Annotated in this window: 19 protein-coding genes, 1 tRNA gene, 1 other RNA gene and 1 pseudogene; 13 read left to right on the plus strand and 9 right to left on the minus strand. The window is 68.5% G+C overall.

Annotation, left to right across the window (positions count from 1 at the left end; translation table 11 throughout):
- Positions 1-64 precede the first annotated feature (64 nt).
- Positions 65-298 (plus strand): DUF4160 domain-containing protein, encoded by a 234-nt coding sequence (locus KBY96_RS03765; protein WP_254977872.1) that lies wholly within the window; start codon positions 65-67, stop codon positions 296-298.
- A complete protein-coding gene (locus KBY96_RS03770) occupies positions 291-551 on the plus strand; it encodes a DUF2442 domain-containing protein (protein ID WP_254977873.1) in 261 nt (86 codons plus the stop codon). Before KBY96_RS03765 ends, KBY96_RS03770 begins: the two co-directional genes overlap by 8 nt.
- A gap of 424 nt (positions 552-975) precedes the next feature.
- Here KBY96_RS03770 and KBY96_RS03775 read toward each other — a convergent pair whose 3' ends face one another.
- Positions 976-2,031 carry a linear amide C-N hydrolase gene (locus KBY96_RS03775; RefSeq protein ID WP_254977874.1) on the minus strand — a complete coding sequence of 352 codons (1,056 nt, stop codon included), beginning with the start codon at positions 2,029-2,031 and terminating at the stop codon, positions 976-978.
- A gap of 408 nt (positions 2,032-2,439) precedes the next feature.
- On the opposite strand from KBY96_RS03775, the gene KBY96_RS03780 reads away from it, so the two are divergent.
- The 7 genes from KBY96_RS03780 (at position 2,440) to katG (ending at position 11,806) form a co-directional block, all read left to right on the plus strand.
- Complete coding sequence (locus tag KBY96_RS03780) at positions 2,440-3,453, plus strand: acetylserotonin O-methyltransferase (protein WP_254977875.1); 1,014 nt, start codon at positions 2,440-2,442, stop codon at positions 3,451-3,453.
- Positions 3,454-3,612: 159 nt separating this feature from the next.
- On the plus strand, positions 3,613-4,551 hold the full coding sequence (locus tag KBY96_RS16255; RefSeq protein ID WP_261358040.1) for a retropepsin-like aspartic protease: 939 nt from the start codon (positions 3,613-3,615) through the stop codon (positions 4,549-4,551).
- A 24-nt stretch (positions 4,552-4,575) separates the two neighbouring features.
- Positions 4,576-5,214 (plus strand): hypothetical protein, encoded by a 639-nt coding sequence (locus KBY96_RS03790; RefSeq protein ID WP_254977876.1) that lies wholly within the window; start codon positions 4,576-4,578, stop codon positions 5,212-5,214.
- Positions 5,215-5,232: 18 nt separating this feature from the next.
- Positions 5,233-8,112 carry a hypothetical protein gene (locus KBY96_RS03795; protein WP_254977877.1) on the plus strand — a complete coding sequence of 960 codons (2,880 nt, stop codon included), beginning with the start codon at positions 5,233-5,235 and terminating at the stop codon, positions 8,110-8,112.
- 159 nt (positions 8,113-8,271) lie between these two features.
- Positions 8,272-8,766, plus strand: coding sequence for a hypothetical protein (locus KBY96_RS03800; protein ID WP_254977878.1), 495 nt, complete (start codon positions 8,272-8,274; stop codon positions 8,764-8,766).
- 7 nt (positions 8,767-8,773) lie between these two features.
- On the plus strand, positions 8,774-9,532 hold the full coding sequence (locus tag KBY96_RS03805) for an alpha/beta hydrolase (protein ID WP_254977879.1): 759 nt from the start codon (positions 8,774-8,776) through the stop codon (positions 9,530-9,532).
- Positions 9,533-9,607: 75 nt separating this feature from the next.
- The gene (gene katG, locus KBY96_RS03810) at positions 9,608-11,806 is read left to right on the plus strand and encodes a catalase/peroxidase HPI (protein WP_254977880.1); all 2,199 of its coding nucleotides are present in this window, start codon (positions 9,608-9,610) and stop codon (positions 11,804-11,806) included.
- A gap of 105 nt (positions 11,807-11,911) precedes the next feature.
- Here katG and tkt read toward each other — a convergent pair whose 3' ends face one another.
- From tkt to acpP, 3 genes are all read right to left on the minus strand, one after another.
- Positions 11,912-13,936 (minus strand): transketolase, encoded by a 2,025-nt coding sequence (tkt, locus tag KBY96_RS03815; RefSeq protein WP_254977881.1) that lies wholly within the window; start codon positions 13,934-13,936, stop codon positions 11,912-11,914.
- A gap of 105 nt (positions 13,937-14,041) precedes the next feature.
- Positions 14,042-15,289 (minus strand): beta-ketoacyl-ACP synthase II, encoded by a 1,248-nt coding sequence (gene fabF, locus KBY96_RS03820; RefSeq protein ID WP_254977882.1) that lies wholly within the window; start codon positions 15,287-15,289, stop codon positions 14,042-14,044.
- An 8-nt stretch (positions 15,290-15,297) separates the two neighbouring features.
- On the minus strand, positions 15,298-15,540 hold the full coding sequence (acpP, locus tag KBY96_RS03825; protein ID WP_254977883.1) for an acyl carrier protein: 243 nt from the start codon (positions 15,538-15,540) through the stop codon (positions 15,298-15,300).
- Positions 15,541-15,712: 172 nt separating this feature from the next.
- On the opposite strand from acpP, the gene psaC reads away from it, so the two are divergent.
- Complete coding sequence (psaC, locus tag KBY96_RS03830; protein ID WP_006042515.1) at positions 15,713-15,958, plus strand: photosystem I iron-sulfur center protein PsaC; 246 nt, start codon at positions 15,713-15,715, stop codon at positions 15,956-15,958.
- Between the two features lie 106 nt (positions 15,959-16,064).
- Positions 16,065-18,026 (plus strand): glutamine--fructose-6-phosphate transaminase (isomerizing), encoded by a 1,962-nt coding sequence (gene glmS, locus KBY96_RS03835; RefSeq protein WP_254977884.1) that lies wholly within the window; start codon positions 16,065-16,067, stop codon positions 18,024-18,026.
- 285 nt (positions 18,027-18,311) lie between these two features.
- Here glmS and KBY96_RS03840 read toward each other — a convergent pair whose 3' ends face one another.
- Together KBY96_RS03840 and rimM are read right to left on the minus strand one after the other, a co-directional pair.
- On the minus strand, positions 18,312-19,829 hold the full coding sequence (locus KBY96_RS03840) for a mannose-1-phosphate guanylyltransferase/mannose-6-phosphate isomerase (RefSeq protein ID WP_254977885.1): 1,518 nt from the start codon (positions 19,827-19,829) through the stop codon (positions 18,312-18,314).
- A gap of 72 nt (positions 19,830-19,901) precedes the next feature.
- Complete coding sequence (rimM, locus tag KBY96_RS03845; RefSeq protein ID WP_254977886.1) at positions 19,902-20,453, minus strand: ribosome maturation factor RimM; 552 nt, start codon at positions 20,451-20,453, stop codon at positions 19,902-19,904.
- An 84-nt stretch (positions 20,454-20,537) separates the two neighbouring features.
- On the opposite strand from rimM, the gene KBY96_RS03850 reads away from it, so the two are divergent.
- Positions 20,538-20,717 (plus strand): NAD(P)H dehydrogenase subunit NdhS, encoded by a 180-nt coding sequence (locus KBY96_RS03850; protein WP_254977887.1) that lies wholly within the window; start codon positions 20,538-20,540, stop codon positions 20,715-20,717.
- Here the strand turns inward: KBY96_RS03850 and KBY96_RS03855 are convergent.
- On the minus strand, positions 20,695-21,426 hold the full coding sequence (locus KBY96_RS03855) for a ribonuclease III domain-containing protein (protein WP_254977888.1): 732 nt from the start codon (positions 21,424-21,426) through the stop codon (positions 20,695-20,697). The genes KBY96_RS03850 and KBY96_RS03855 overlap by 23 nt on opposite strands.
- 16 nt (positions 21,427-21,442) lie before the next feature.
- Positions 21,443-21,857: RNase P RNA component class A (gene rnpB, locus KBY96_RS03860), an RNA gene on the minus strand.
- 58 nt (positions 21,858-21,915) lie between these two features.
- Here rnpB and KBY96_RS03865 point away from each other — a divergent pair.
- A tRNA-Arg gene (locus tag KBY96_RS03865) sits at positions 21,916-21,989 on the plus strand.
- Positions 21,990-22,294: 305 nt separating this feature from the next.
- Here the strand turns inward: KBY96_RS03865 and KBY96_RS03870 are convergent.
- A pseudogene (locus KBY96_RS03870) lies at positions 22,295-22,698 on the minus strand (photosystem II q(b) protein); the annotation flags it as partial.

The raw sequence follows: 22,698 nt of genomic DNA on the forward strand, positions 1-22,698 counted from the left end.
TGGCCAGCGTTAGCTGTTCAGGAGAACGAGCTGGCTATCCTTGAGCTGATGGGGAAGCTCAACGATGCCGACAGTCCTCAGGAGCGGTCCGTATAGGTTCTACTTCTACAGCCACGAGCCAAATGAGCCACCACATATTCATGTTGATCGAGATCAGGACTCTTGCAAGGTATGGCTCACGCCAGTTGCACTTTCTTCAAGTCTTGGATTCAAAGCCAGAGAGCTACGTGAAATTGAGCGGCTTGTCAGCTTGAACAGAGCTACCCTGTTGAAGGCATGGGAGGAGTTTCATGGCTAACCCTGGCGAACGGGTCATAGAGGTTGCCTGCACAGAGGACAAGCTGATCGTCGACCTCGCAGACGGACGCTCCATCTCAGTGCCTCTGGCCTGGTACCCGCGCCTGCTGCACGCCACCCCCCTAGAGCGTGGTAACTGGCGGATTGCTGGCGCTGGCTTTGGAATCCATTGGCCAGATATTGATGAGGATCTGAGCGTGGAGGGGCTACTGCGCGGAGCGCCATCACCTAGGGCGAAGGTGCTGAGCAGCTAACACCGCCATGCACCAGGGCCGCCACCGTGTAGTTGACACCACGATCAGTATCTTCTTGCGGCCAGGTGATGGCAAGCGTTATTCGTACCGTGGAAGCTGCTGACGGGAAGCCATATTCAGGATTAATCGGTAGTAACAAGTTGGAATGAAGTGGAAGCGCACCCTTCAGCTGATAGTCACCAAACCTGTCGCGGCAGTTTGGTGTATAAAGACACTGAAGCCCTGTTTTAGTAGCTTCTTCGGGAAGTCACTGAGATAACTGCCAGCCGAGCCGCGGTAGGTCTGGATGGCGAACTCAGGGTCTTCCACAGACCCCACCCATCGCGCAATGTCTCCTGTCTGGTTCCGGAAGACCAGCCCCAATCAAGTGAAGTTGATGATTGCGCCAAACAATGCCTGAAACCCTCGCATAAGCTAGCCGGCTTCAGTCTTTGTTCATGCCAAAAACGAACGGTTTCGCCGGCTGCAGCTGGTTAGTCACGTCGCCACCGAGCGAAAGTATCTTCTTCTCCACCTGCAGTTCTCTCTCTGTAGAGTCCTTGCTGAAGTCGAGTTTGCCATAATCGACCCAGACCACGTTGGGCGCATAGGTACTCTCGAAATAGTAACGGTCTCCGGTGAGGTCCTGAACAGTCCTGAAGATTGTGCTGGCGACGTTCGGCTTGTTCGGGTCCGGACTACCGAAGGGAACGGATACGTTTCGGATAACGCTGAACATATACGCAGCGCCCTCTGCGCGGTCAGTCGTCTTGGGCAAGCCATTGGCATAATATGCCGCGCGTACAAAGCGGTCTGAAGGGGTACGCTCACCGGGCAACGGCTTGTCGCCGCCGAAGGTGCGGTATTGCTTGAGGTTCTCGATCTGCTTGTCGTAGGTGGGCTCGTTGGTCATAACGGTGAAGCGCTTGTCGTGGTAAATCTTTGGCTTGCCTCCAATGAACTCGATCACAGCGGAATCGCCGGACTTGTCGGACAGCGACACGTGCACCAGCGTGGGAAATCCATTCGGCAGGATGAGCGGCTCTATCTGGAACGCGTCGTTCTTCTGCGCGGCCACGGCCTCGGCGACAGTCGCATAGTTGTCGAGGTAGTACTGCACCCACTGCATCACACCGATGCCGGGCCGCCGGGGATCGCGTTTGCCAAAATCAGTTTCGCCGGCTAGATACAAAGCGTGAGCGCTTAAGCCCATCTCATTGACACCCTCATGCGTGCCCTCGTCATAGGCAGACAAGGCCAGGCTGCCATATTTCGAAATCCATATGTGGGGATTGTCTGCTACCGCCCCGCGCCTTTCAATCCCGCGTGGGTACATTCGGAAGGCCGAATTAGCGCGTTCCGTCCAGTCCTGGGTCCGGCCCACGAACACCTGCCCAGTTCCAGAATCCCAGAGGACACGCGAGCACGGATATGCGGGAGATGCTGAACCCAGCCCGACAAGAAAGGCGGCTAAGGTTGGTGTGACGTGACGCACGGGCATTCCTCCTGTGTATGAGATGCCTGTCTAGTTTGTTAGTAGCATGGTCAGCACAAGCTGGCAGCCGTTGCTTTACATTTTGTATTGGGCTCAAAATTGGCAACTGCTGTCCGTATGCCTCCCATGCCCACCTCGGTATCGTGGGGCTGCAGGTCTTTGGCGAAAAACACAATGACGTGAAGGAATCCGCGCCACCTAACATCAAGATACAGCGGACTCGGCCCATGATTCTTGTCAAATTCATAGTGCTTCTTCCCGCTGCTGATCTTGAGCGTTCCCCCGTCTCAACCCCTCTCGTAAACCGGCCCACCACACACTGAGCCATCTCGGCGAAAGTGCTAGATAAAAAACCATGCCCTCCGCTCAGCCAGGGCGTCCACAAATCGATCAGTCCCCTCATCCTCATTCACGATGCAGAACCAGCCCAGTCCCGAGAGGATCCTGCAGACCGGGCTGGCCTTCTGGTCGTCGAAGGTGTTGCTGAGCGCCATCGAGATCGGCGTGTTCAGCGAACTGGCCCGCGGACCGGAACCGTTCGAAGCCCTCAGCGCCCGGCTGGGGCTGCACCCGCGCTCCGCGCGCGACTTCCTCGATGCCCTCGTGGCCCTCGGCTTTCTGCAGCGCACTGGCAACAGCTATGCGAACACGGCTGACACCGATCTCTTCCTGGATCGCCACAAGCCCTCCTACATCGGCGGCATCCTGGAGATGGCCAACCATCGCCTCTATCCCTCCTGGGCTCATCTCACCGAGGCCCTGCGCACCGGCCAGCCCCAGAACGAACTGAAGAACGGCGGCACCGGCCTGTTCGAAACCCTCTACGCCGACCCGGCCCGCCTCAAGGACTTTCTGGCGGCCATGACCGGCGTCAGCCGTGGTGCCAACATCGCGATCGCCCACAGCTTTCCCTGGCGGGACTACCGCACCTACGTTGACGTCGGCACCGCCCAGGGCGACCTGGCGGCTCAGATCGCCCAGGCCAATCCCCATCTGCAGGGGTTCGGGTTCGACCTGCCCGAGGTGGCCCCGATCTTCGAGGAGTATGTGAACGGCCTGGGGCTGGCCGATCGGTTGTCGTTCGTGCCGGGCGACTTCTTCCAGCAGGATCTGCCCAGGGCCGATGTGGTGCTGATGGGCCACATCCTGCACGACTGGGATCTGCCCACCAAGCAGATGCTGATCGCCAAGGCCTTCGAGGCTCTCCCAACCGGTGGCGCCCTCGTGGTCTACGAGGCCCTCATCGATGACGAGCGCTCCACCAATGCCTTCGGGCTGATGATGAGCCTGAACATGCTGATCGAAACCCCCGGCGGCTTCGACTACACCGGCGCCGACTGTTGCGGCTGGATGCAGACGGCAGGCTTTTCCAGCACCCGGGTTCAGGCGCTGGTGGGTCCGGATTCGATGGTGATCGGCATCAAGTAGATCCGCCCTGCGGCACCAGACGCAGTCCCTCGTTTCACATTCCGCCGGTACAGTCATCACCTGGCCCATCGAAGCGGGGCGATGGCAGTCACCCAAGGCCTCAGGCAAGCCCTCATGCCTCAGCTGGCCCGCGCTGCCGCGGTTGCCCTTGTTTCCCTGATGCCGGCGCCCGCCCTGGCCACTGCCGTCGGGGCCCTGATCCAGGTGAAGGGTGCCCCGCTGCGGCCCGGCCTGCTCCAGGGAGTGGCCAGCGCGCCCCTGGAGCGGGCCGTGGATGGCCACACCCCCGTGCTCACGTTCCGCACCGGCGGGGAGGGCGGCACGGGTCAGCCGGTTCGTTTCCTGCTGGACACCGGCGCCTCCAACACCCTGGTGTCGCCGGCTCTGGTGAGCCGGCTGGGCCTCGCCAGTGTCCCCATTCCCGCCGAGGAGTTCGGCCTGGTGGGCGCGGGCAGCTCCTGTGGCGACCTCCGGCCGCAACGCGCCACGCTTCCCACCCTGCGGCTCACCGGCGGGGCCGGGCGCCTCGAGATCCGCTCCGCCGAAGCGCTGGTGCTGCAGACCGGTGGCCTGCCCGAGGGGGCGGACGGGGTGCTCGGGGCCCCGCTGCTGCGCCAGTTGCCGCTGTGGGTGGATCCCAGCGGCGGCCGTCTGGCCCTGGGATCGCCGGCCGTGGTCGCCGCGCAGCGCCAGGCCGCCGCCGATCCCACCCCGTCCACCCTCCTGCCCCTGCGCTGGAGTGCGGGGGTGCCGCTCATGCCGTTGAACACCGGCGCCGGCACCGTGCCCGCCCTCGCCGACACCGGTGCCGAGGGGCTCTTCATCACCCCCGCCCTGGGCCGGCGCCTGACGGCCGGGGCGGCACCGCAACCGGTGCTCATCGCCGGCTTCTGCGGCCTGCAGCGCGCCCAGCGCTTCTCCGTGTCCGGGATCGGCCTCGTCGCCCGGCCCCCTGTGCCGGCATCCGAGGTGATCGTCACCGCCGATCCGATCTTCGCCTCGGTGGGTGCCGAGGCGATCGTGGGCCAGGAGCTGCTGCGTCACCACCGCCAGCTCTGGCGCCTCGACCTGGAGCCGCCCATCCTGCAGCTGTGGTGAACCGCCCTCAGGGATGGATCCGTGATGGACACCTTCACTGAGCTGGTGGGCCACACCCTGCGGCTCCATCCCGACGGCTTCCGGATGCTCGCCTCCGGCCAGGTGCCGGCCTGGTGGGGGGTGCTGATCGCCCTGCTCGCCGCCCTCTCCCAGGGCGTCGGCCATGCCTTCATCCTGTTCGTGAACCGGGTGTCGCCGCTGCGCTTCGCCCTCAGCCTGGTGGTGGAGGCGATCCTGCTGGTGGTGGGCTTTCTCTTCTGGGCCCTGAGCACCTGGCTGGTGGCCCGCCTCGCCTTCGCCGTGCCCGTGCGTCCCTCCGCCGTGGTGCTGGCCCTGGGGGTGGCCCATGCCCCCCAGCTGCTGGCCTTCCTCGGCGCCCTGCCCTATCTCGGCGTGCCCTGGCTCACCCTGCTCTCCCTGTGGACGGCGATCGCCTTCGTGGTCGCCCTGGTGGAGGTGGCCGGCCTGGGGGCCTGGCAGGCTTTCACCGCCCTGCTCGGCGGCTGGCTGGTGATGCTGCTGCTGCAGCGGCGCGCCGGTCAGCCGCTGATGCGCCTGGGCCGGGCTCTGCTCAACCGCGCCGCCGGGGTGCAGCTGGTGCGCAACCGCCGCGCCCTGCGCGATCTGCTCGCCACCGGTCCCGCCAGCCGGCCACCGCGATGAGACCGCGCTGAGGCCCCCATGAGGCTCTGGTTGCACCGCCACCGTCGCCGGCTGCTCGCCGCCCTGGTGCTGCTGCTGGTGCTGGTGCTGCCCGGCACCGGCCTGCTGCTGGCCCTGGCCCGGCAGGCCCTGGTGCGCAGCTTCGGGCTGGTGGTCGACCTGATCGGCATCGGCCTGGTGCTGTTCCTGATCGCCGCCTTCCTCGCCCCGCTGGAGGCGCTGGGCTGGTGGGCCGGCTGGTTCGGCGATGCCGAGGAAGGGCCCGCCAGCCTGGGCGAGCTGGCGGTTCCCCTCGCCCCCGAGCGGCCCGTGCGGCGCTGGGTGGTGTATCTGGACGGCATCGGCCAGGCCTCCCAGCAGGCCCTGCCGGAAGGGGAAGACTTCCTGCGCCGCCTGGCGGCGGCCCTGCCGGCCGACATCGCCATCCTGCGCGGGCTGATGCCCTACTCGATCAGCAACCAGCCGCTCACCGAGGGCCGCTGGCTGGCGCGCTTCTGGCGCTGGGTGGAGCTGTGGCGCGTGCGCCGTCCCCTCGCCTGGCTGGGGCTGCTGGTGAACCTGCGCAACCTCACCGTGGTGGCGGTGTCGGCCGATGGCCGCTACGGCCCCCTCTACAACGCCGGCATGGCGGATCTGATCGTGGAGTCGCTCCTGGCCAACGGCTACCCCGCCGCCGGCGGCACGCCCATCACCCTGCTTGGCTTCAGCGGCGGCGGACAGATCTCGCTCGGGGCCCTGCCCCACCTGCGCCGGCTGCTGGGCGCCCCGGTGGAGGTGATCTCCCTGGCCGGGGTGTTCGCCGGCAACAACCGCTTCCTGAAGGCCGAGCACCTCTTCCATCTGGTGGGCGCCCGCGACACGGTGGCCCCCCTGGGCTCGATCCTCTTTCCCCGCCGCTGGCCCGTTCACCACTATTCCGACTGGAACCGGGCGCTGCGCCGCGGCAGGGTGACGTTGGTGCCGCTGGGTCCGGTGGGCCATGAACTGCCGGGCGGCGTCATGGACGCCCAGCGCACCCTCCCCGACGGACGCACCCCCATGCAGCAGACCGTGGATCTGGTGAGTGCCATCGTCGCCGCACCCCCCGAAGGTGAGGCTGCGCCCACGGCGGGCGGGGTCAACTACCAGCGCTTTCTCGCCAACCGCTGGCACCGCCCCGATTCGGCCCGCGATCTGGCGCCCCTGCCCGATCCGCACATCCAGCCTCGCCCGCACTGGATCGGCCGGCTGATCCTGCCGCCAGCCGGCGCGCGCGACGGCAGCGTGGGCTTCGAAGTGCTGCAGGCGCCGCCCGGCTGGACCCATTGCCGCGGCCAGATCGCCGCCCTGCGCTGGCGCGATCCCGCCCTGGCCCAGGTGACGATGGACGTGCGGTTCAGCGACGAGACCCGCGACAGCGCCCGCGGCGGCAACCTGCACCCGCTGCGGCTCGACGGCTGGCCCCAGGTGACCCCGCTGGAGTCGCTGGCCGGTGCCCGCCCCCACGACGACGTGCTGGTGCGCCTGGATGGGCCGGTGAGCGTGGAGGGGGGCGATCTGCTCCCCGCTGAGACGAACCCGGCTGCGCCCCTGCGCCTGGAGGTGACGGCCGAACCGCTGCAGACCGCCGGCCTGGCCCGGGCCCTGGTGCGCTTCCTGCGCCCCCTCGACGACGACGACTGGGAGGCCCTGGCCTTCGATCCGGCCCGGGGCGACTTCAGCGGTCCGCCGCTGCGCCTGCGGCTGCCGGAGCCGGTGGCCAACCAGGAGGGCATCCTGCCCGCCACCGCCGCGGGCCTGGCCGACAACGACCTCAACCGCGAGGGCTGGCTGGTGAGCGGCGTGCCTGACGGCGAGGGCGGCTTCGTGGTGCAGGCGCTGCTGCCGCGGCGGCTGCGCAGTCTTCCTCCCCAGCGGGTGATCGCCCATCGGCGCGCCGCCTGGCGCTACGTGCGCCGCCAGGCCTGGGCCGACACCACCCCCGGCGCCGCCAGCTCGGTGCTGGTGTCACGCCGGGCCACCGATGCCGACGCCCTGCTGGCCGAATGGCGCGAGGGCGACCGGCTGCTGGTGCTGCACGTGTTCGGCGGCATCGGCGGCGAGCAGCGCGAGCAGGCCCTGCGCGGCGGCCTCTGCACCGGCCACTTCGCCTATGGCTTCGGCCGGGTGCTGCGCGAGCCGCTGGCCGGCGGTGAGCTCGCGGTGGCGGTGGACTACCGCCAGGTGTATGCCCACAACCCCGATGGGGTGGTGGCCGGCGTCCAGGACCGCTGGCGCTACCTGGGTGAGCGCCAGTGGGGCTGGCTGGGCAGCCGGCCGGTGGCCGACATCCTCGTGCGCTTTCCGCCCTTCACCGGCGCCTACAGCCTGGGTCTGCCCGGCGAGGAGCGCCTGCGCTGTCCGCTCGACACGTTCGCCCGCCAGCTCACGGCGATGACCGCCCGTTACCGCATCGGCGATGGCTGCGGCGGCAGTTTCGTGGGCCCGGCCCACAACTGCGCCCAGGACTCCAACCTGGCCCTGTTCGCGGCCATCCGCGATCTGGACGCCGAGATCCGCGGCACCGATCCGCAGCGGCGGCTGGCCTGGGAGCAGCGCCAGCCCCAGCAGGCTGAACGCCTGGCCACCCTGCTGGAGCTGGAGCAGATCCTGCGCGGCCGGCTGCTGCCGATTCCGCCCCTGCGCGCCGACTGGCAACGGGGCTCGTTCCGGCTGGGCAGCAGCCTCGACGACCAACCCCTGCGCGATCTGCTCCAGGGCCTGGGCAGCTGGCGCTCGCTGCTGCCGCGTCTGGCCTGTGAAACGGTGCTCAAGGTGTTTCTCGATCTGGGCGCCTCCGCCCTGGTGCTGCGCGCCAACCAGGTGGGCGGCCACAATCCGCGCATCGCCCCGGTGGCGCCGCTCACCGTGGGCTGTTGAAGCGAGCGGGACATGAAGAAAGCTCACTGATCATCTGGATGCTTCCTGGCCGAATTAGAATTACGTTCTCTAATTTGAATACCCATGGCTGACCCCAGATTCTTTCGGTGTGCTGGAGAAACCTATGATGAGGAGTCGAAAAACCCATTCAACACGCCTGTGGAGGAGGCCTTCGATGAGATCACAGGCAGCGGAAATCCCTATTCGCTGGAGCGCCTGAAAACGCGTTTCGAGATCACGGAGAAGCGCTTTGAAACCTCCATCAAGGGTCGCTTGGAGGATTCCCGGGACAATCCTGTTGATTATCGGTTCAGCCTGGACATCGTCACCAGGGGCAAGGCGATACCGGCGAAAGGCGATCCCTCGATAGCCAAGGAGTTCGAGATCCGCAAAGCCGAGGGTTTTCTGCGGGTCAGGGATGAGTTTGGCGATGCGGTCGGCGCCATTGCCTTCAACCTGCGCACCCTCTTCCCGATCAAGCTGTGCAAGGAGGTGTTCAAGGGTGATTTCGAGGCCATTGCCGCGAAGATCGATCCTGATCGCAGCAGCCTCAGCGGTTCGCGAGGCTTCAGGGGACTCTCCCTGGAGAGCCTCATGGGCAACAACGGCGCCAACGGTGGGCTCATGGAGGTGATGCCGATCGCCCTCCTCTAGAGATCGAGTGGCACGGTGGCTGGGCTGGATCGGCTGGCTGGCGCTGGGCTACGGCGGCGCCTGCCTGCTGCTGTTTCTGACCCAGCGCTCGTTCATCTACTTTCCCAGGCCCGCCGCCGATCCTTCCGGCCGGCTGGAACTGCAGGTGGAGGGCACGCGGGTGCTGGTGGCCCATCGCCCCCATCCGGGGCCCCGGGCGCTGATCTACTTCGGCGGCAACGCCGAGGACGTGTCCCTCACCCGCGCCGAGCTGGCCGCCCTGCTGCCGGACACGGCCCTCTACCTGCTGCACTACCGCGGCTACGGCGGCAGCGAGGGCCGGCCCGGCGAAGCGGCCCTGCGCGCCGATGCCCGGGCCCTCTATGCCCACGTGGCCGAGCGCCACCGCGATGTGAGCGTGGTGGGCCGCAGCCTGGGCACGGGGCCGGCGGTGCACCTGGCCGCCACCCGCCCGGTGCAGCGGCTGGTGCTGCTGGTGCCCTTCGACAGTCTGGCGGCAGTGGCCCGCGGCGCCATGCCCTGGGTGCCGGTGGATCTGCTGCTGCGCGATCGCTGGGACGCGGCCGCCGAGGCGCCCCGGGTGCGCGCCCCCACCACGATCGTGGCGGCGGCCTTCGATCGGGTGGTGCCCACCCGCCACGCCGAAGCTCTGTACCGCGCCTTCCTCCCCGGCGTGGCCGAGCTGGTGCTGGTGAGCGACCTCGACCACACCACGCCGCTCCTCGATTCGCCGGCCTTCCGCGCTGCCCTGGCGGGATCCCGCTAAGGACTGTGACCCTCACCGGTCGCCCCTGACCGAGCTGCTTACGGTCGAAACAGCGTGATCAGGCAGACGAGCCCCATGACCGAACTCGGCAAGTGCCCCTTCAGCGGCCAGGGCGCCATGGCAGTGGCGGGCCGGGGCCCCTCCCCGCGTGACTGGTGGCCCCAGCAGCTCAACCTCGGGATCCTGCACCAGCACGGCCCGGCCTCCAATCCGCTCGGCGCTGCCTTCAGCTATGCCCAGGCCTTCCAGCAGCTCGACTACCAGGCCCTCAAGGGCGACCTGATCGCCCTGATGACCGACTCCCAGGACTGGTGGCCCGCCGACTGGGGCCACTACGGCGGCCTGTTCATCCGCATGGCCTGGCACAGTGCCGGCACCTACCGCACCGCCGATGGCCGCGGCGGCGGCGGCACCGGCAACCAGCGCTTCGCGCCGATCAACAGCTGGCCCGACAACGGCAACCTCGATAAGGCCCGCCGGCTGCTCTGGCCGATCAAACAGAAATACGGCAACCAGATTTCCTGGGCCGACCTGATGATCCTGGCGGGCAACTGCGCCCTGGAATCGATGGGTTTCCAGTCGTTCGGTTTCGGTGGCGGCCGCGCCGACATCTGGCAGCCGGAGGAGGACATCTACTGGGGCAAGGAGTCCACCTGGCTCGGCGATCAGCGCTACAGCGGCGATCGGGAGCTGGAGAACCCCCTGGCGGCGGTACAGATGGGCCTGATCTACGTGAACCCGGAGGGCCCCAATGGCGTGCCCGATCCGGTGGCGTCGGGGCGCGACGTGCGCGAGACCTTCGCCCGCATGGCCATGAACGACGAGGAGACCGTGGCCCTCACCGCCGGCGGCCACACCTTCGGCAAGGCCCACGGCGCCGGCAGCGCCGAGTTGGTGGGTGCGCCGCCGGAGGGGGCGCCGCTGGAGGAGATGGGCCTGGGCTGGCGCAACCGCCACGGCAGCGGCAAGGGTGCCGACGCCACCACCAGCGGCATCGAGGGCGCCTGGAAACCCCATCCCACCCGCTGGGACATGGGCTATTTCGACACGCTGTTCGGCTACGAGTGGGAGCTGATCAAGAGTCCCGCCGGCGCCTGGCAGTGGCAGGCCAAGGACGTGCCCGAGGAGCAGCTGATCCCCGACGCCCACATCCCCGGGCTCAAGCACCCGCCGATGATGACCACAGCGGATCTGTCGCTGCGCTTCGATCCGATCTACGAGCCGATCTCGCGCCACTTCCACCAGCACCCGGAGGCCTTCGCCGACGCCTTCGCCCGCGCCTGGTTCAAGCTCACCCACCGCGACATGGGGCCCAAGACCCTCTACCTCGGCCCCGAAGTGCCGGCCGAAGAGCTCCTCTGGCAGGACCCGATTCCGGCGGTCGATCACCCGCTGGTGGACGAGGCGGCCATCGCCGACCTCAAGGGGCGTATCTCGGCCTCCGGCCTCAGCACCGCCGAGCTGGTGGCCACCGCCTGGGCGTCCGCCTCCAGCTTCCGCGGCTCCGACAAGCGCGGTGGCGCCAACGGCGCCCGGGTGCGCCTGGCCCCCCAGAACACCTGGGCCGTGAATCAGCCCGAGCAGCTGCAGCGGGTGCTGGGCGTGCTGGAGGGCATCCAGCAGGCGTTCAACGCCTCCCGCGCAGATGGCGTGCGGGTGTCGCTGGCGGACCTGATCGTGCTGGGCGGCAGCGCGGCGGTGGAGCAGGCCGCCGCGGCCGCCGGTCATCCCCTGGAGGTGCCTTTCACGCCGGGCCGCATGGATGCCTGCCAGGAGCACACCGATGCCCATTCCTTCGCAGTGATGGAGCCCCAGGCCGATGGCTTCCGCAACTGGCAGAAGGGGCCGATGAGCGTGGCCGCCGAGCACCTGCTGGTCGACCGCGCCCAGCTGCTGGGCCTGAGCGCGCCGGAGATGAGCGTGCTGGTGGCCGGCTTGCGGGTGCTGGGCGCCAACACCGATGGCGTGGCCCATGGCGTGTTCAGCGAGCGGACGGGGGTGCTGAGCAACGACTTCTTCGTGAACCTGCTCGACATGGCCACCACCTGGACGCCCGTCGATGAGACCGGCGAGCTGTTCGAGGGCCGCAACCGCCGCAGTGGTGCGCTGCGCTGGACCGGCACCCGGGTGGATCTGGTGTTCGGCTCCAACTCCCAGCTGCGGGCCATCGCCGAGGTGTATGCCCAGAGCGATGGCGCCCCGCGCTTCGTGTGCGACTTCGTGGCCGCCTGGGTGAAGGTGATGAACGCCGATCGCTTCGACCTCAGGCGCTGATCTCCAGCGCTTGAGGATCGGAGGGGGAGGGGGCCGCGCTCGCCATCAAAAAAGCCCCGCCATCGGCGGGGCTTTGCGCTGTGCATGGGTGCAGGCCTGCCCGGATCAGCCCAGGGCCTTGGCCTTGGCCACCACGTTGTCCACGGTGAAGCCGAACTGCTCCATGCACACCGGGCCGGGGGCGGAGGCGCCGAAGCGGTCGATCGACACGGTGTCGCCTTCGAAGCCGGTGAGCTTGTGCCAGCCGAAGCTGCTGGAGGCCTCCACCACCAGGCGCTTGCGGCAGGCGGCGGGCAGCACGCTCTCGCGGTAGGCGGCGTCCTGTTCCTCGAACAGTTCCAGGCAGGGCATCGACACCACGCGCACATTCGTGCCCTCGGCGCGCAGCTGGGCTGCGGCCTTGGTGCAGAGCTCCAGCTCGGTGCCGGTGCCGATCAGGATCAGATCGGGGCTGCCGTTGCTGTCCTCGAGGATGTAGCCGCCCTTGGCCACCGCGGCAGCGCTGGAATTGGCCTGGTTGGCCATCGCCTGGCGGCTGAGAATCAGGGCGCTGGGACGGTGGCGATTGGTGATCGCCACCTGGTAGGCGCCGCTGGTCTCGTTGCCGTCGCCGGGACGGATCACCAGCAGGTTGGGGAGCGCCCGCAGGGTGGCCAGGGTCTCGATCGGCTGGTGGGTGGGGCCGTCCTCACCCAGGCCGACGGAGTCGTGGGTGAGCACGTAGATCACCCCCAGCTCGCTCAGGGCCGACAGGCGGATGGCGCCGAGGGCATAGCCGGCGAACACGGCGAAGGTGCCGCCATAGGGGATCAGGCCGCTGCCGTGATAAGCGAGGCCGTTGAGGATTGCCGCCATGGCGTGCTCGCGCACGCCGAAGTGCAGGTAGCGGTTGGCCTCGGCACCCTTCTGGAAGCTCTTCTCCCCCTTGATGTCGGTGAGGTTGGAGTGGGTGAGGTCAGCCGAACCGCCGATCAGCTCAGGCAGTTTCGGGCCGATGGCATTGAGGCAGTCGTAGGAGTGGGCGCGGGTGGCCTTGCCCTTGTCCTCGGCGCTGTAGGCGGGCAGGCTGGCATCCCAGCCCTGGGGCAGCTCGCCGCGCAGCTGGCGCTCGAACTCGGCGGCGTCGGCGGGGTAGCTGCGGCGGTAGTCGTCGAGCAGATTGTTCCAGTCGGCCTCGGCGGCGGCGCCGCGGCTCACGGCCTGGCGCCAGTGGTCGTAGGCCTCCTGGGGTACCTCAAAGGCGCCGTAGGTCCAGTCCAGGTTCTTGCGGGTGAGATCGGCCTCATCGGCCCCCAGGGCGGCACCGTGCACGCCGGCGGTGTTCGCCTTGTTGGGGGAGCCATAGCCGATCGTGGTGGTGACCTTGATCAGCGAAGGGCGGTCGGTGACGGCCTTGGCCTCCTCGATGGCGCTGGCGATGGCGGCGATGTCAGTGTTGCCGTCGCGCACGTGGATGGTGTGCCAGCCGTAGGCCTCGTAGCGCTTCAGCACGTCCTCGGTGAACGACACGCTGGTGTCGCCATCGATGGTGATGTGGTTGTCGTCGTAGAGGGCGATCAGCTTGCCCAGGCCCAGGTGACCGGCCAGGGAGGCGGCCTCGCCGCTCACCCCCTCCTGATTGCAGCCGTCACCCATGAGCACATAGGTGGTGTGATCAACGAGCTTGCAGTCGGGCTTGTTGAAGCGGGCGGCCAGATGGGCCTCGGCCATGGCCAGACCCACGGCGCTGGAGATCCCCTGGCCCAGCGGGCCGGTGGTCACCTCCACACCGGGGGTTTCGAAGGTTTCCGGGTGGCCGGGGGTCTTCGAGTTCCACTGGCGGAACTGCTTGATGTCGTCGAGGGTCACCGAGTCGTAGCCGGTGAGGTGCAGCAGCGCGTAGAGCAGCATGCAGCCGTGGCCGGCGGAGAGCACGAAGCGGTCGCGGTTGAACCACTTCGGGTTCTTGGGGTTGTGCTTGAGCACCTTGTCCCACAGCGCGAAGGCCATGGGGGCGCAACCCATCGGCAGCCCCGGGTGGCCGGAGTTCGACTTGTTGATCGCGTCAACCGCCAGGAAGCGGATGCTGTTGACGCACAGCGCCTCCAGCGGGCCGGCGGCGGTGGCGGGGGACGGGGGAGCTGCGACCATCGTTGAAAAGCGGAAGGAGAGGGACGGGACTGGGCCGGAACGCCGATGGCGCCGGAGTACAGATCAGGAGATCAGGGCTGGATCGGCCGGTGAGATGAGGCTGACTCAGCTCAGCCGCCGGAAGGCCAGACAGACGTTGTGGCCTCCGAATCCAAAGGAGTTGGACAACACCACATCGAGCTTGGCTTCCCGGGCCTGGTTGGGCACGACATCCAGATCACAGGCCGGATCCGGATTGCTGTAGTTGATGGTAGGTGGCACCACTCCGTGCTCTATCGCCAGGATCGCCGCCACCGCCTCGATGCCACCGCTGCCACCGAGCAGATGGCCTGTCATCGATTTGGTGGAGCTCACCGGCACGCGGTAGGCGTGCTCGCCAAGGGCGCTCCTGATCGCGGCGGTCTCGTTGCTGTCGTTGGCCTGGGTGCTGGTGCCGTGGGCGTTCACGTAATCCACGGCCTCGGGTTCGAGGCCGGCATCGCCCAGGGCCAGGCGCATGGCTTCGGCACCGCCGGCACCGCCGGGGGATGGGGCGGTGATGTGGTGGGCGTCGCAGGTCATCCCGTAGCCCACCACCTCGGCCAGGATCCGGGCCCCGCGGGCGCGGGCATGGTAGAGGCTCTCCAGCACCAGCACGCCGGCGCCCTCGCCGATCACGAAGCCGTTGCGCTCGGCATCAAAGGGACGACTGGCGGTGGCTGGATCGTCGTTGCGGAACGACAGGGCCTTGGCGCTGGCGAAGCCCGCCACCCCCAGCGGCGTGATCGCCGACTCGGCACCACCGCACACCATCACGTCGGCCAGGCCGAGCTGGATCAGCCGGTAGGCATCGCCGATGGCGTTGGAGCCGGCGGCGCAGGCGGTGGCCACGGCGCTGCTGGGACCCTGGGCGCCAAGGGCGATCGCCGTCAGGCCCGTGGCCATGTTGGGGATCATCATCGGCACGCAGAACGGGCTGACCCGATCGGGACCCCGGTCGTTGAGCACGTGGGCCTGGGTTTCCATCATCAGCAGGCCGCCCACACCGGAGCCGATGGCGGTGCCCACGCGCCGGCGGTTGGCGTCGGTGATGCTGAGGCCCGCATCGGCCACCGCCTGCTTGGCGGCCACCACCGCGAACTGGCAGAACCGGTCCCAGCGCTTGGCCTCCTTGGGCTCCAGCCAGCCCTTGGGATCGAAGTGCTTCACCTCGGCGGCGAAGCGGCAGGCGTGCCGGCTGGCGTCGAAGAGGGTGATGCCCGCCACGCCATTGCGCCCGCTGCTGAGACCCTCCCAGTAGCTGGAGACGTCGTTGCCGATCGGTGTGAGCGCGCCGAGCCCGGTGACGACGACGCGCTGGAGACCCTCAACCATGGAGCGGTTCAGGCCTGCTTCTCTTGGATGTAGTTGACGGCATCACCGACGGTGGCGATGCCCTCGGCGGCCTCGTCGGGAATCTCGATGTCGAACGCCTCCTCGAGTGCCATCACCAGCTCCACGGTGTCCAGAGAGTCGGCACCCAGATCGTTCTGGAAGTTCGACTCGGACTTGACCTCGGCGGCGTCGACACTGAGCTGGTCGGCAACGATCGAGCGCACTTTCTCGAAGATCGCTTCCTGGGACATGGCCGCTGTGAGAATCGGCGCACTCTACGGGTCGCCCCGACCAGGGCCCATCCGGCCGGGGATCGGCCGGGTTCGTATGAACAACGGTGAAGGGCTCGCGGGGGCCGCGAAAACCACCGGACGCGTTCGGTACCTTTGGCCAACGCCGAGTCTCAGCACCTCCGGAGTCCAGATGTCCCACGCCGTCAAGATCTACGACACCTGCATCGGCTGCACCCAGTGCGTGCGCGCCTGCCCTCTCGATGTGCTCGAGATGGTGCCCTGGGACGGCTGCAAGGCCGGCCAGATCGCCTCCTCTCCCCGCACCGAAGACTGCGTGGGCTGCAAGCGCTGTGAAACCGCCTGCCCCACCGACTTCCTCAGCATCCGCGTCTACCTGGGCGACGAAACCTCCCGCTCCATGGGCCTCTCCTACTGAACCGGGGCGGCCTCGAACCCAGCCGCTTCAACCCGGTTGCCCATCTGCTCAGCTTCCATAAGCTCAGGCCCGGCCAGAAGCCGGGCTTTTTTATTGCCACAGCCCTATGTGCGGGATCGTTGCCCTGATCGGATCGCGGGAGGCCGCTCCCCAGTTGCTGGAGGGGCTGCGCCAGCTGGAATACCGGGGCTACGACTCCGCCGGCATCGCCACCGTGGAGGTTCGCGATGATGCCGCCACCGGCGTGCTGCACTGCCTGCGGGCAGAGGGCAAGCTGGTGAACCTGGCTGCGCGGCTCGAGAGCCAGGGGGCGGCGGGGCACTGCGGCATCGGCCACACCCGCTGGGCCACCCATGGCAAGCCGGAGGAGCGCAATGCCCATCCCCATCTCGACGGTCGCGGGGCGGTGGCGGTGGTGCAGAACGGCATCATCGAGAACCACCGCAGCCTGCGGGAGGAGCTGCAGGCTGCGGGAGTGGTGTTCCGCAGCGACACCGACACCGAGGTGATCCCCCACCTGGTGGCCTGCCAGCTGGAGAGCTGGCAGCAGCAGGGGCGCCGGCCCTGCGGCCAGCTGTTGCTCGAGGCCGTGCAGGCCGTGCTGCCGCGCCTCAACGGCGCCTATGCCCTGGCGGTGATCTGGGCCGAGGCGCCCGGGGCGCTGGTGGTGGCCCGGCGGGCGGCACCGCTGCTGATCGGCCTGGGGGAGGGGGAGTTTCTCTGCGCCAGCGACACCCCGGCCCTGGCTGGCTTCACGCGCACGATCCTGCCCCTCGAGGACGGCGAGACCGCCCTGCTCACACCGCTCGGCATCGAGCTCTACGGCGGCGACGGCGAGCGTCGGCAGCGCACCCCCAGCCTGCTCACCGGCACCGAGCACGTGGCCGACAAGCGCAGCTTCCGCCACTTCATGCTCAAGGAGATCCACGAGCAGCCGGAAACGGCGGCCCTGTGGGTGGCGCGCCATCTGCCCGAGCCGGTGGCGCCGACAGGCCTGGACCATCCCGGCGAGCAGCCGCTGGTGGCCATGCCCCTCGATGAGGCGGTGTTCAACGGCGTGGAGCGGATCCAGGTGCTGGCCTGTGGCACCAGCCGCCATGCCGCCCTGGTGGGGGCCTACCTGCTGGAGCAGCTGGCCGGCATCCCCACCAGCGTCTTTTACGCCAGCGAATTCCGCTACGGGCCGCCGCCCCTGGCACCCCACACCCTCACCATCGGTGTCACCCAGTCGGGGGAGACCGCCGACACCCTGGCGGCGCTGGCGATGGAGCAGGAGCGGCGTCGGCTGATCGCCGATCCCGCCTACGCCCCGTGCTTGCTGGGGATCACCAACCGGCCCGAGAGTTCCCTGGGCCGGCTGGTGCCCCACCTGCTCGACATCGGCGCCGGCATCGAGGTGGGCGTGGCCGCCACCAAGACCTTCCTGGGCCAGCTGCTGGCCTTCTACGGCCTCGCTCTGGCCTTCGCTGAGCGCCGTGTGGGGCAGCAGGCCGGTCTGGGGGTGGGCGGTGGCACGATCACCCGTGAGCGGCTCCTGGCACTGGTGGGTGAGCTGCGGGCGATGCCCGAGTTGCTGCGCCAGCTGGTGCTCGATCACGACCAGCGCAGCGCGGCCCTGGCCCATCGCTTCGAGAGCACCCAGGACGTGATCTTCCTGGGCCGCGGTATCAACTTCCCGATCGCCCTCGAGGGTGCTCTCAAGCTCAAGGAAATCAGCTATATCCACGCCGAGGGCTATCCGGCCGGGGAGATGAAGCACGGTCCCATCGCCCTGCTCGATGCCCGGGTGCCGGTGGTGTCGATCGCGGTGCCGGGAGCGGTGTTCGACAAGGTGCTCAGCAACGCCCAGGAGGCCAAGGCCCGCGATGCCCAGCTGATCGGCGTGGCACCGGCCTGCGCCGATACCGAGATCTTCGATGTGCTGCTGCCGGTGCCGGTGGTGGACGAACTGCTCAGCCCCCTGCTCACCGTGATCCCGATGCAGCTGCTCAGCTATCACATCGCCGCCCACCGGGGCCTGGATGTGGATCAGCCGCGCAACCTGGCCAAGAGCGTCACCGTGGAGTAGCGCTTGCCCGGAGGCGACGCCTGCCCTCGTCGGCCGCCGGCCTGCGGCCGGGTAGGCCTCCTCGGGGCAGGCGTCGCCTCCGGGGCGTAGGGAGGTGTGTGGGCGCAGGGGGGAGAGCGACGCAGGGGCTGGCGCCAGTGAGGTGCGGGCAGCTGGATCCGGCTTGGCCTGGGAACCTGCCGCTCACCCCTGGTCCCAGGGGGTTTTGTGCGGGACCGTCCGCCAGGCTGCGGTGGGCTGACCTGAAGGAGGCCTACCCGGCCGAAGGCCGGCGGCCGACGCCGGTCAGCCCACCGCAGCCTGAGAGTGTTGGGGTTGGTCGCTGCGGGGTGCGTCGCTGCGGCCGTAGCGGTCCTGGAAGCGCACGATGTCGTCTTCGCCCAGGTAGGCGCCGCTCTGCACCTCGATCATCTCCATCGGGATGCGGCCTGGGTTGCTGAGCCGGTGCCTTGAGCCCAGGGGGATGTAGGTGCTCTGGTTCTCGCTGAGCAGCTCCTGCTCGCCGTCCTTCTCCACCAGGGCCGTGCCCCGCACCACCACCCAGTGCTCGGCGCGGTGGTGGTGCATCTGCAGCGACAGGCTGGCGCCGGGATTGACCACGATCTTCTTCACCTGCCAGCGCTCGCCTTCCACCACGCCGTCGTAGCTGCCCCAGGGCCGGTAGATCTTGCGGTGGGCCCGGCTCTCTCGCGCCCCCGCCTGCTCCAGCAGGCCCACCACGGTCTTCACGTCCTGGGCCCGGTCGCGGTGGGCCACCAGCACCACGTCGTCGGTTTCCACCACCACCAGATCCTCCACCCCCAGCCCCACCACCAGGCGGTGTTCGCTGCGCAGGTAGCAGTTGCGCGAGGCCTGGCTGATCACCCGCCCGCGCAGCACGTTGCCGGCGGTGTCCTGATCGGAGGTTTCCCACAGGGCGCTCCAGCTGCCCACATCGCTCCAGCCGGCCTGCAGCGGCAGCACGCTGCCCAGGGCGGTCTTCTCCATCACCGCCACATCGAGCGCCACGCTGGGGCAGCCGGCGAAGGCTTCGCGCTCCAGGCGCAGGAAGTCGAGGTCGGCGGCGTCGTGCTCCAGGGCCGAGCGGCAGGCGCTCACCACCTCCGGCGCCAGCCGCTCCAGTTCGGCCAGGATGGCGCTGGCGCGGAACAGGAACATGCCGCTGTTCCAGGTGAAGCGGCCGGTGGCCAGGAAGGTTTCGGCGGTGGCCCGGTCGGGTTTCTCCACGAAGCGGGCGATCGGCACCGGCTGGCCGATCTCGCTGGCGGGGGTTTCGCTGCCAGGGATTGCGCTGGCCTCCAGGGGTGCGCGGGCCTCGATATAGCCGTAGCCGGTTTCCGGCGCGGTGGGCACGATCCCGAAGGTCACCAGCCGGCCCGCTGCCGCTTCCGCCAGCCCGGCGGCAACGGTCTGGCGGAAGCGGGCGGCGTCGCGGATCACGTGGTCGGCCGCCAGCACCAGCAGCAGCGGGTCCTCCCCCTGGGCCGTGGCCTGCAACGCCGCCACCGCCACCGCCGGGGCGGTGTTGCGGCCGATCGGCTCCAGCAGGATGCCGGCCGGTTCCACGCCGATCTGGCGCATCTGCTCGGCCACGATGAAGCGGTGGTCCTCGTTGCAGATCAGCAGCGGCGGCGCCAGATCCGGCAGGCCCTCCAGCCGCTGCTGGGTCTGCTGCAGCAGGGTCTCCTCGCCGTCGCCGGCCAGGGCCCAGTACTGCTTGGGGTAGCTGGCGCGCGACAGCGGCCACAGCCGGGTGCCGGTGCCGCCGCAGAGGATCACTGGCACGAGAGGGCTGGGGGCCATGGGGCTCCGAAATCGCGGCGTTGAAACCATTCAAGGCCAGACCGCCAGTGGGGGCCAGCCAGCCCGTTGGGCTCAGAGCTCCAGCAGCCCCGGCGGCGGGGTGATGCCGATCCAGCCCTGCTGCAGGTGCACTTCCGGCACGATCGGCTGCACAAACGGGATCAGCACCCGCCGCTCCCCGATCGCCACCTCCAGCAGATCGTTGCCGGCATGCAGCAGGTTGGTCACCGTGCCCACCGCCGCGCCGCTCTCCAGCAGTCGCACCTCCAGCCCCACCAGATCGAGCAGGTGGAATTCCCCTGGCGCCAGCCGAGGCCGGTCATCGGATCGCACCAGCAGCTCCTCCCCCACCAGCGCTTCGGCGGCCTCGCGGCTGTCCACGCCCTCGAGGCGCACGGCAAACAGCCCCTTGCCCGGCAGCGGCCGCCCGCCGAGCAGCTCCAAGCTGCGGGCAGGTCCCCCCGGCCGCCGCAACCAGCGCTGGCCCACGCGGGTGAAGCGCTCGGGGAAATCGCTCAGGGGCAGCACCCGCAGTTCACCGCGCAGGCCCTGGGCTGCCACCAGGCGTCCCACCACCATCAGCCCATCGGCCTGGGCTGCGTTCTGCTGCGGATCCTCCGCCATGCCTTCACCAGTCATCGGCCCCCGCCCCAGTCATCGGCCCCCGATAATGGCGCCACGCCCCATCCAGCCCGCCGCTCCCCAGCCATGGCCGATCTCCCGATCCTGCCCGGCACCACCGTGGTGGTGCGAGATGGGCGCTCCATCTACAACGGCTACCAGGGCTTCGTGCAGCGCATCAGCGGCGCCCAGGCGGCGGTGCTGTTCGAGGGCGGCAACTGGGACAAGCTGGTGACCATCCCGCTCAGCACCCTGGAGCAGGTGTGAGCCGCTCCAGCAGCGCCCTGGCCGCGTTCTGCTCGGCGGCGCGATGGGAGGGACCTGCGCCCTCGGCAGCCTGCGGCTCACCAGCGGGCTCCACCATCAGCTCGGCCCTGCACAGGAAGCGCTCAGGGTGGCCGTGCAGCGGCTGCTGCTCCCGGCAGTGGTAGCTGGGCAGCCCCAGCCCGCGGCCCTGGCTCCATTCCTGCAGGGCTGATTTCCAGTTGTGGCGGTGGGGGTCGGCCAGCAGTTCGGTGCTGCTGCGCTGCCAGTGGGGCGTGAGCCAGTGCAGCACCGGCTGCAGACCGCCTTCCGCCCCCCCCCACATCTGGTAGAGCGCGCCGATCAGGGCCTCGCACAGTTCGGCGCGCACGGTGGCCTGGCCGGCACGGTCGCCGGCGGCCATCGGGCCGATTCGCCACACCCGCTCAATGCCGCAGCGCTCCCCCAGCTCGGCCAGCCAGCGGTCGCTCACCAGCTGGGCGCGCAGGGCCGAGCGGCGACCCACCGCCAGTCCAGCGTGGTGGCGTTCCAGGTATTCGGAGGCCGCCAGGCGCAGCACGGCATCGCCCAGGAACTCCAGCCGCTCGTGGTTGCGGGGCCCGCGGGCGGAGGTGTGGCTGAGGGCCTCCTCGATCGGCGCCAGGTCGCGCCCGTCGGGCTCGAGGCCGAGGTCGCCCAGGAAGCTCAGCAGCTGCTGGCGGCGATCGGACATGGCGAGCGGAGATAGGGGTGAAAGCAGGACGTAAGCCGGGTTCTGTTCACCTCGCCTCCGGCCAAGGCCGGGGCGAGGGGGTGATCATCTGTCTGGGACCGCCGTTGCCGGCGGCCTCGAGCGGCGCGCTTGTGTCGGGACGGGTGTCATGGCCAACCGTTGTCCCTGGGCCTTGCTCCCGGCCGGGGTTTACCGAGCCAGCACCTCTCGATGCTGCTGGTGCGCTCTTACCGCACCTTTGCACCCTTGCCTGTGCAGAGGGCAAGCCCCCTGCCATCGGCGGTGTGTTTCTGTGGCACTGTCCTCACGGTCACCCGCACTGGGCGTTACCCAGCAAGCCTGGCCATTGGGGAGCCCGGACTTTCCTCAATCGGGCGGGCCGGCCGCCCGAAGACCGCCAGCCCCCCGATCGCGATCACCTCGCCTGCTTTCAGGGCCATCATGACCCGTGGCGGATAATGGCCCAGCGGTGGGCGCCAGCTCAGCCGTGGGGCTGTAGCTCAGCCGGATAGAGCGACGGTTTCCTAAACCGTAGGTCGTGGGTTCGAGTCCCGCCAGCCCCGTCCTCCGAAAATCCCAGTTGCCGCAGGGGATTCCAACAGAGCCAGGGCCGGGCATATCGGCCCGATCGACCACGGCTTCCTCCGCTGCCGCCGGGTCGGCACTTCGGTCTTGGCGTCAGCTTCTGGGGCAGCTTGTGCGGCACCGACGACGGCGCTGAGGCCGCTGGCCGATCGTCGCCCCAGTAAAAAAGCCCCCACAGGATGTGGAGGCTGAAACGCTTTGGCAGCATTTTGAGGCTTGACCCGATTGAGCTCCAGTTATTGAACTCAATCGGGCCGTCTGGCCTCAGCCGGGGTATTTGGCCTCAGCCGATTGTCGGTGCGGTCAGCGCCACGGGGGTGGCTTCTGCAGCAGCCAGGTCGAGGGGGAAGTTGTGAGCATTGCGCTCGTGCATCACTTCCATGCCCAGACCGGCACGGTTCAGCACATCGGCCCAGGTGTTCACCACACGGCCCTGGCCGTCGAGGATCGACTGGTTGAAGTTGAAACCGTTGAGGTTGAAGGCCATCGTGCTCACGCCCAGGGCGGTGAACCAGATGCCGATCACAGGCCAGGCGGCCAGGAAGAAGTGGAGGCTGCGGCTGTTGTTGAAGCTGGCGTACTGGAAGATGAGACGACCGAAGTACCCGTGGGCAGCGACGATGTTGTAGGTCTCTTCCTCTTGGCCAAACTTGTAGCCGTAGTTCTGGCTTTCGGTTTCGGTGGTCT

The sequence above is a fragment of the Cyanobium sp. ATX 6A2 genome (assembly GCF_024346355.1).
In the GTDB taxonomy this organism is placed as follows: Bacteria; Cyanobacteriota; Cyanobacteriia; order PCC-6307; family Cyanobiaceae; genus NIES-981.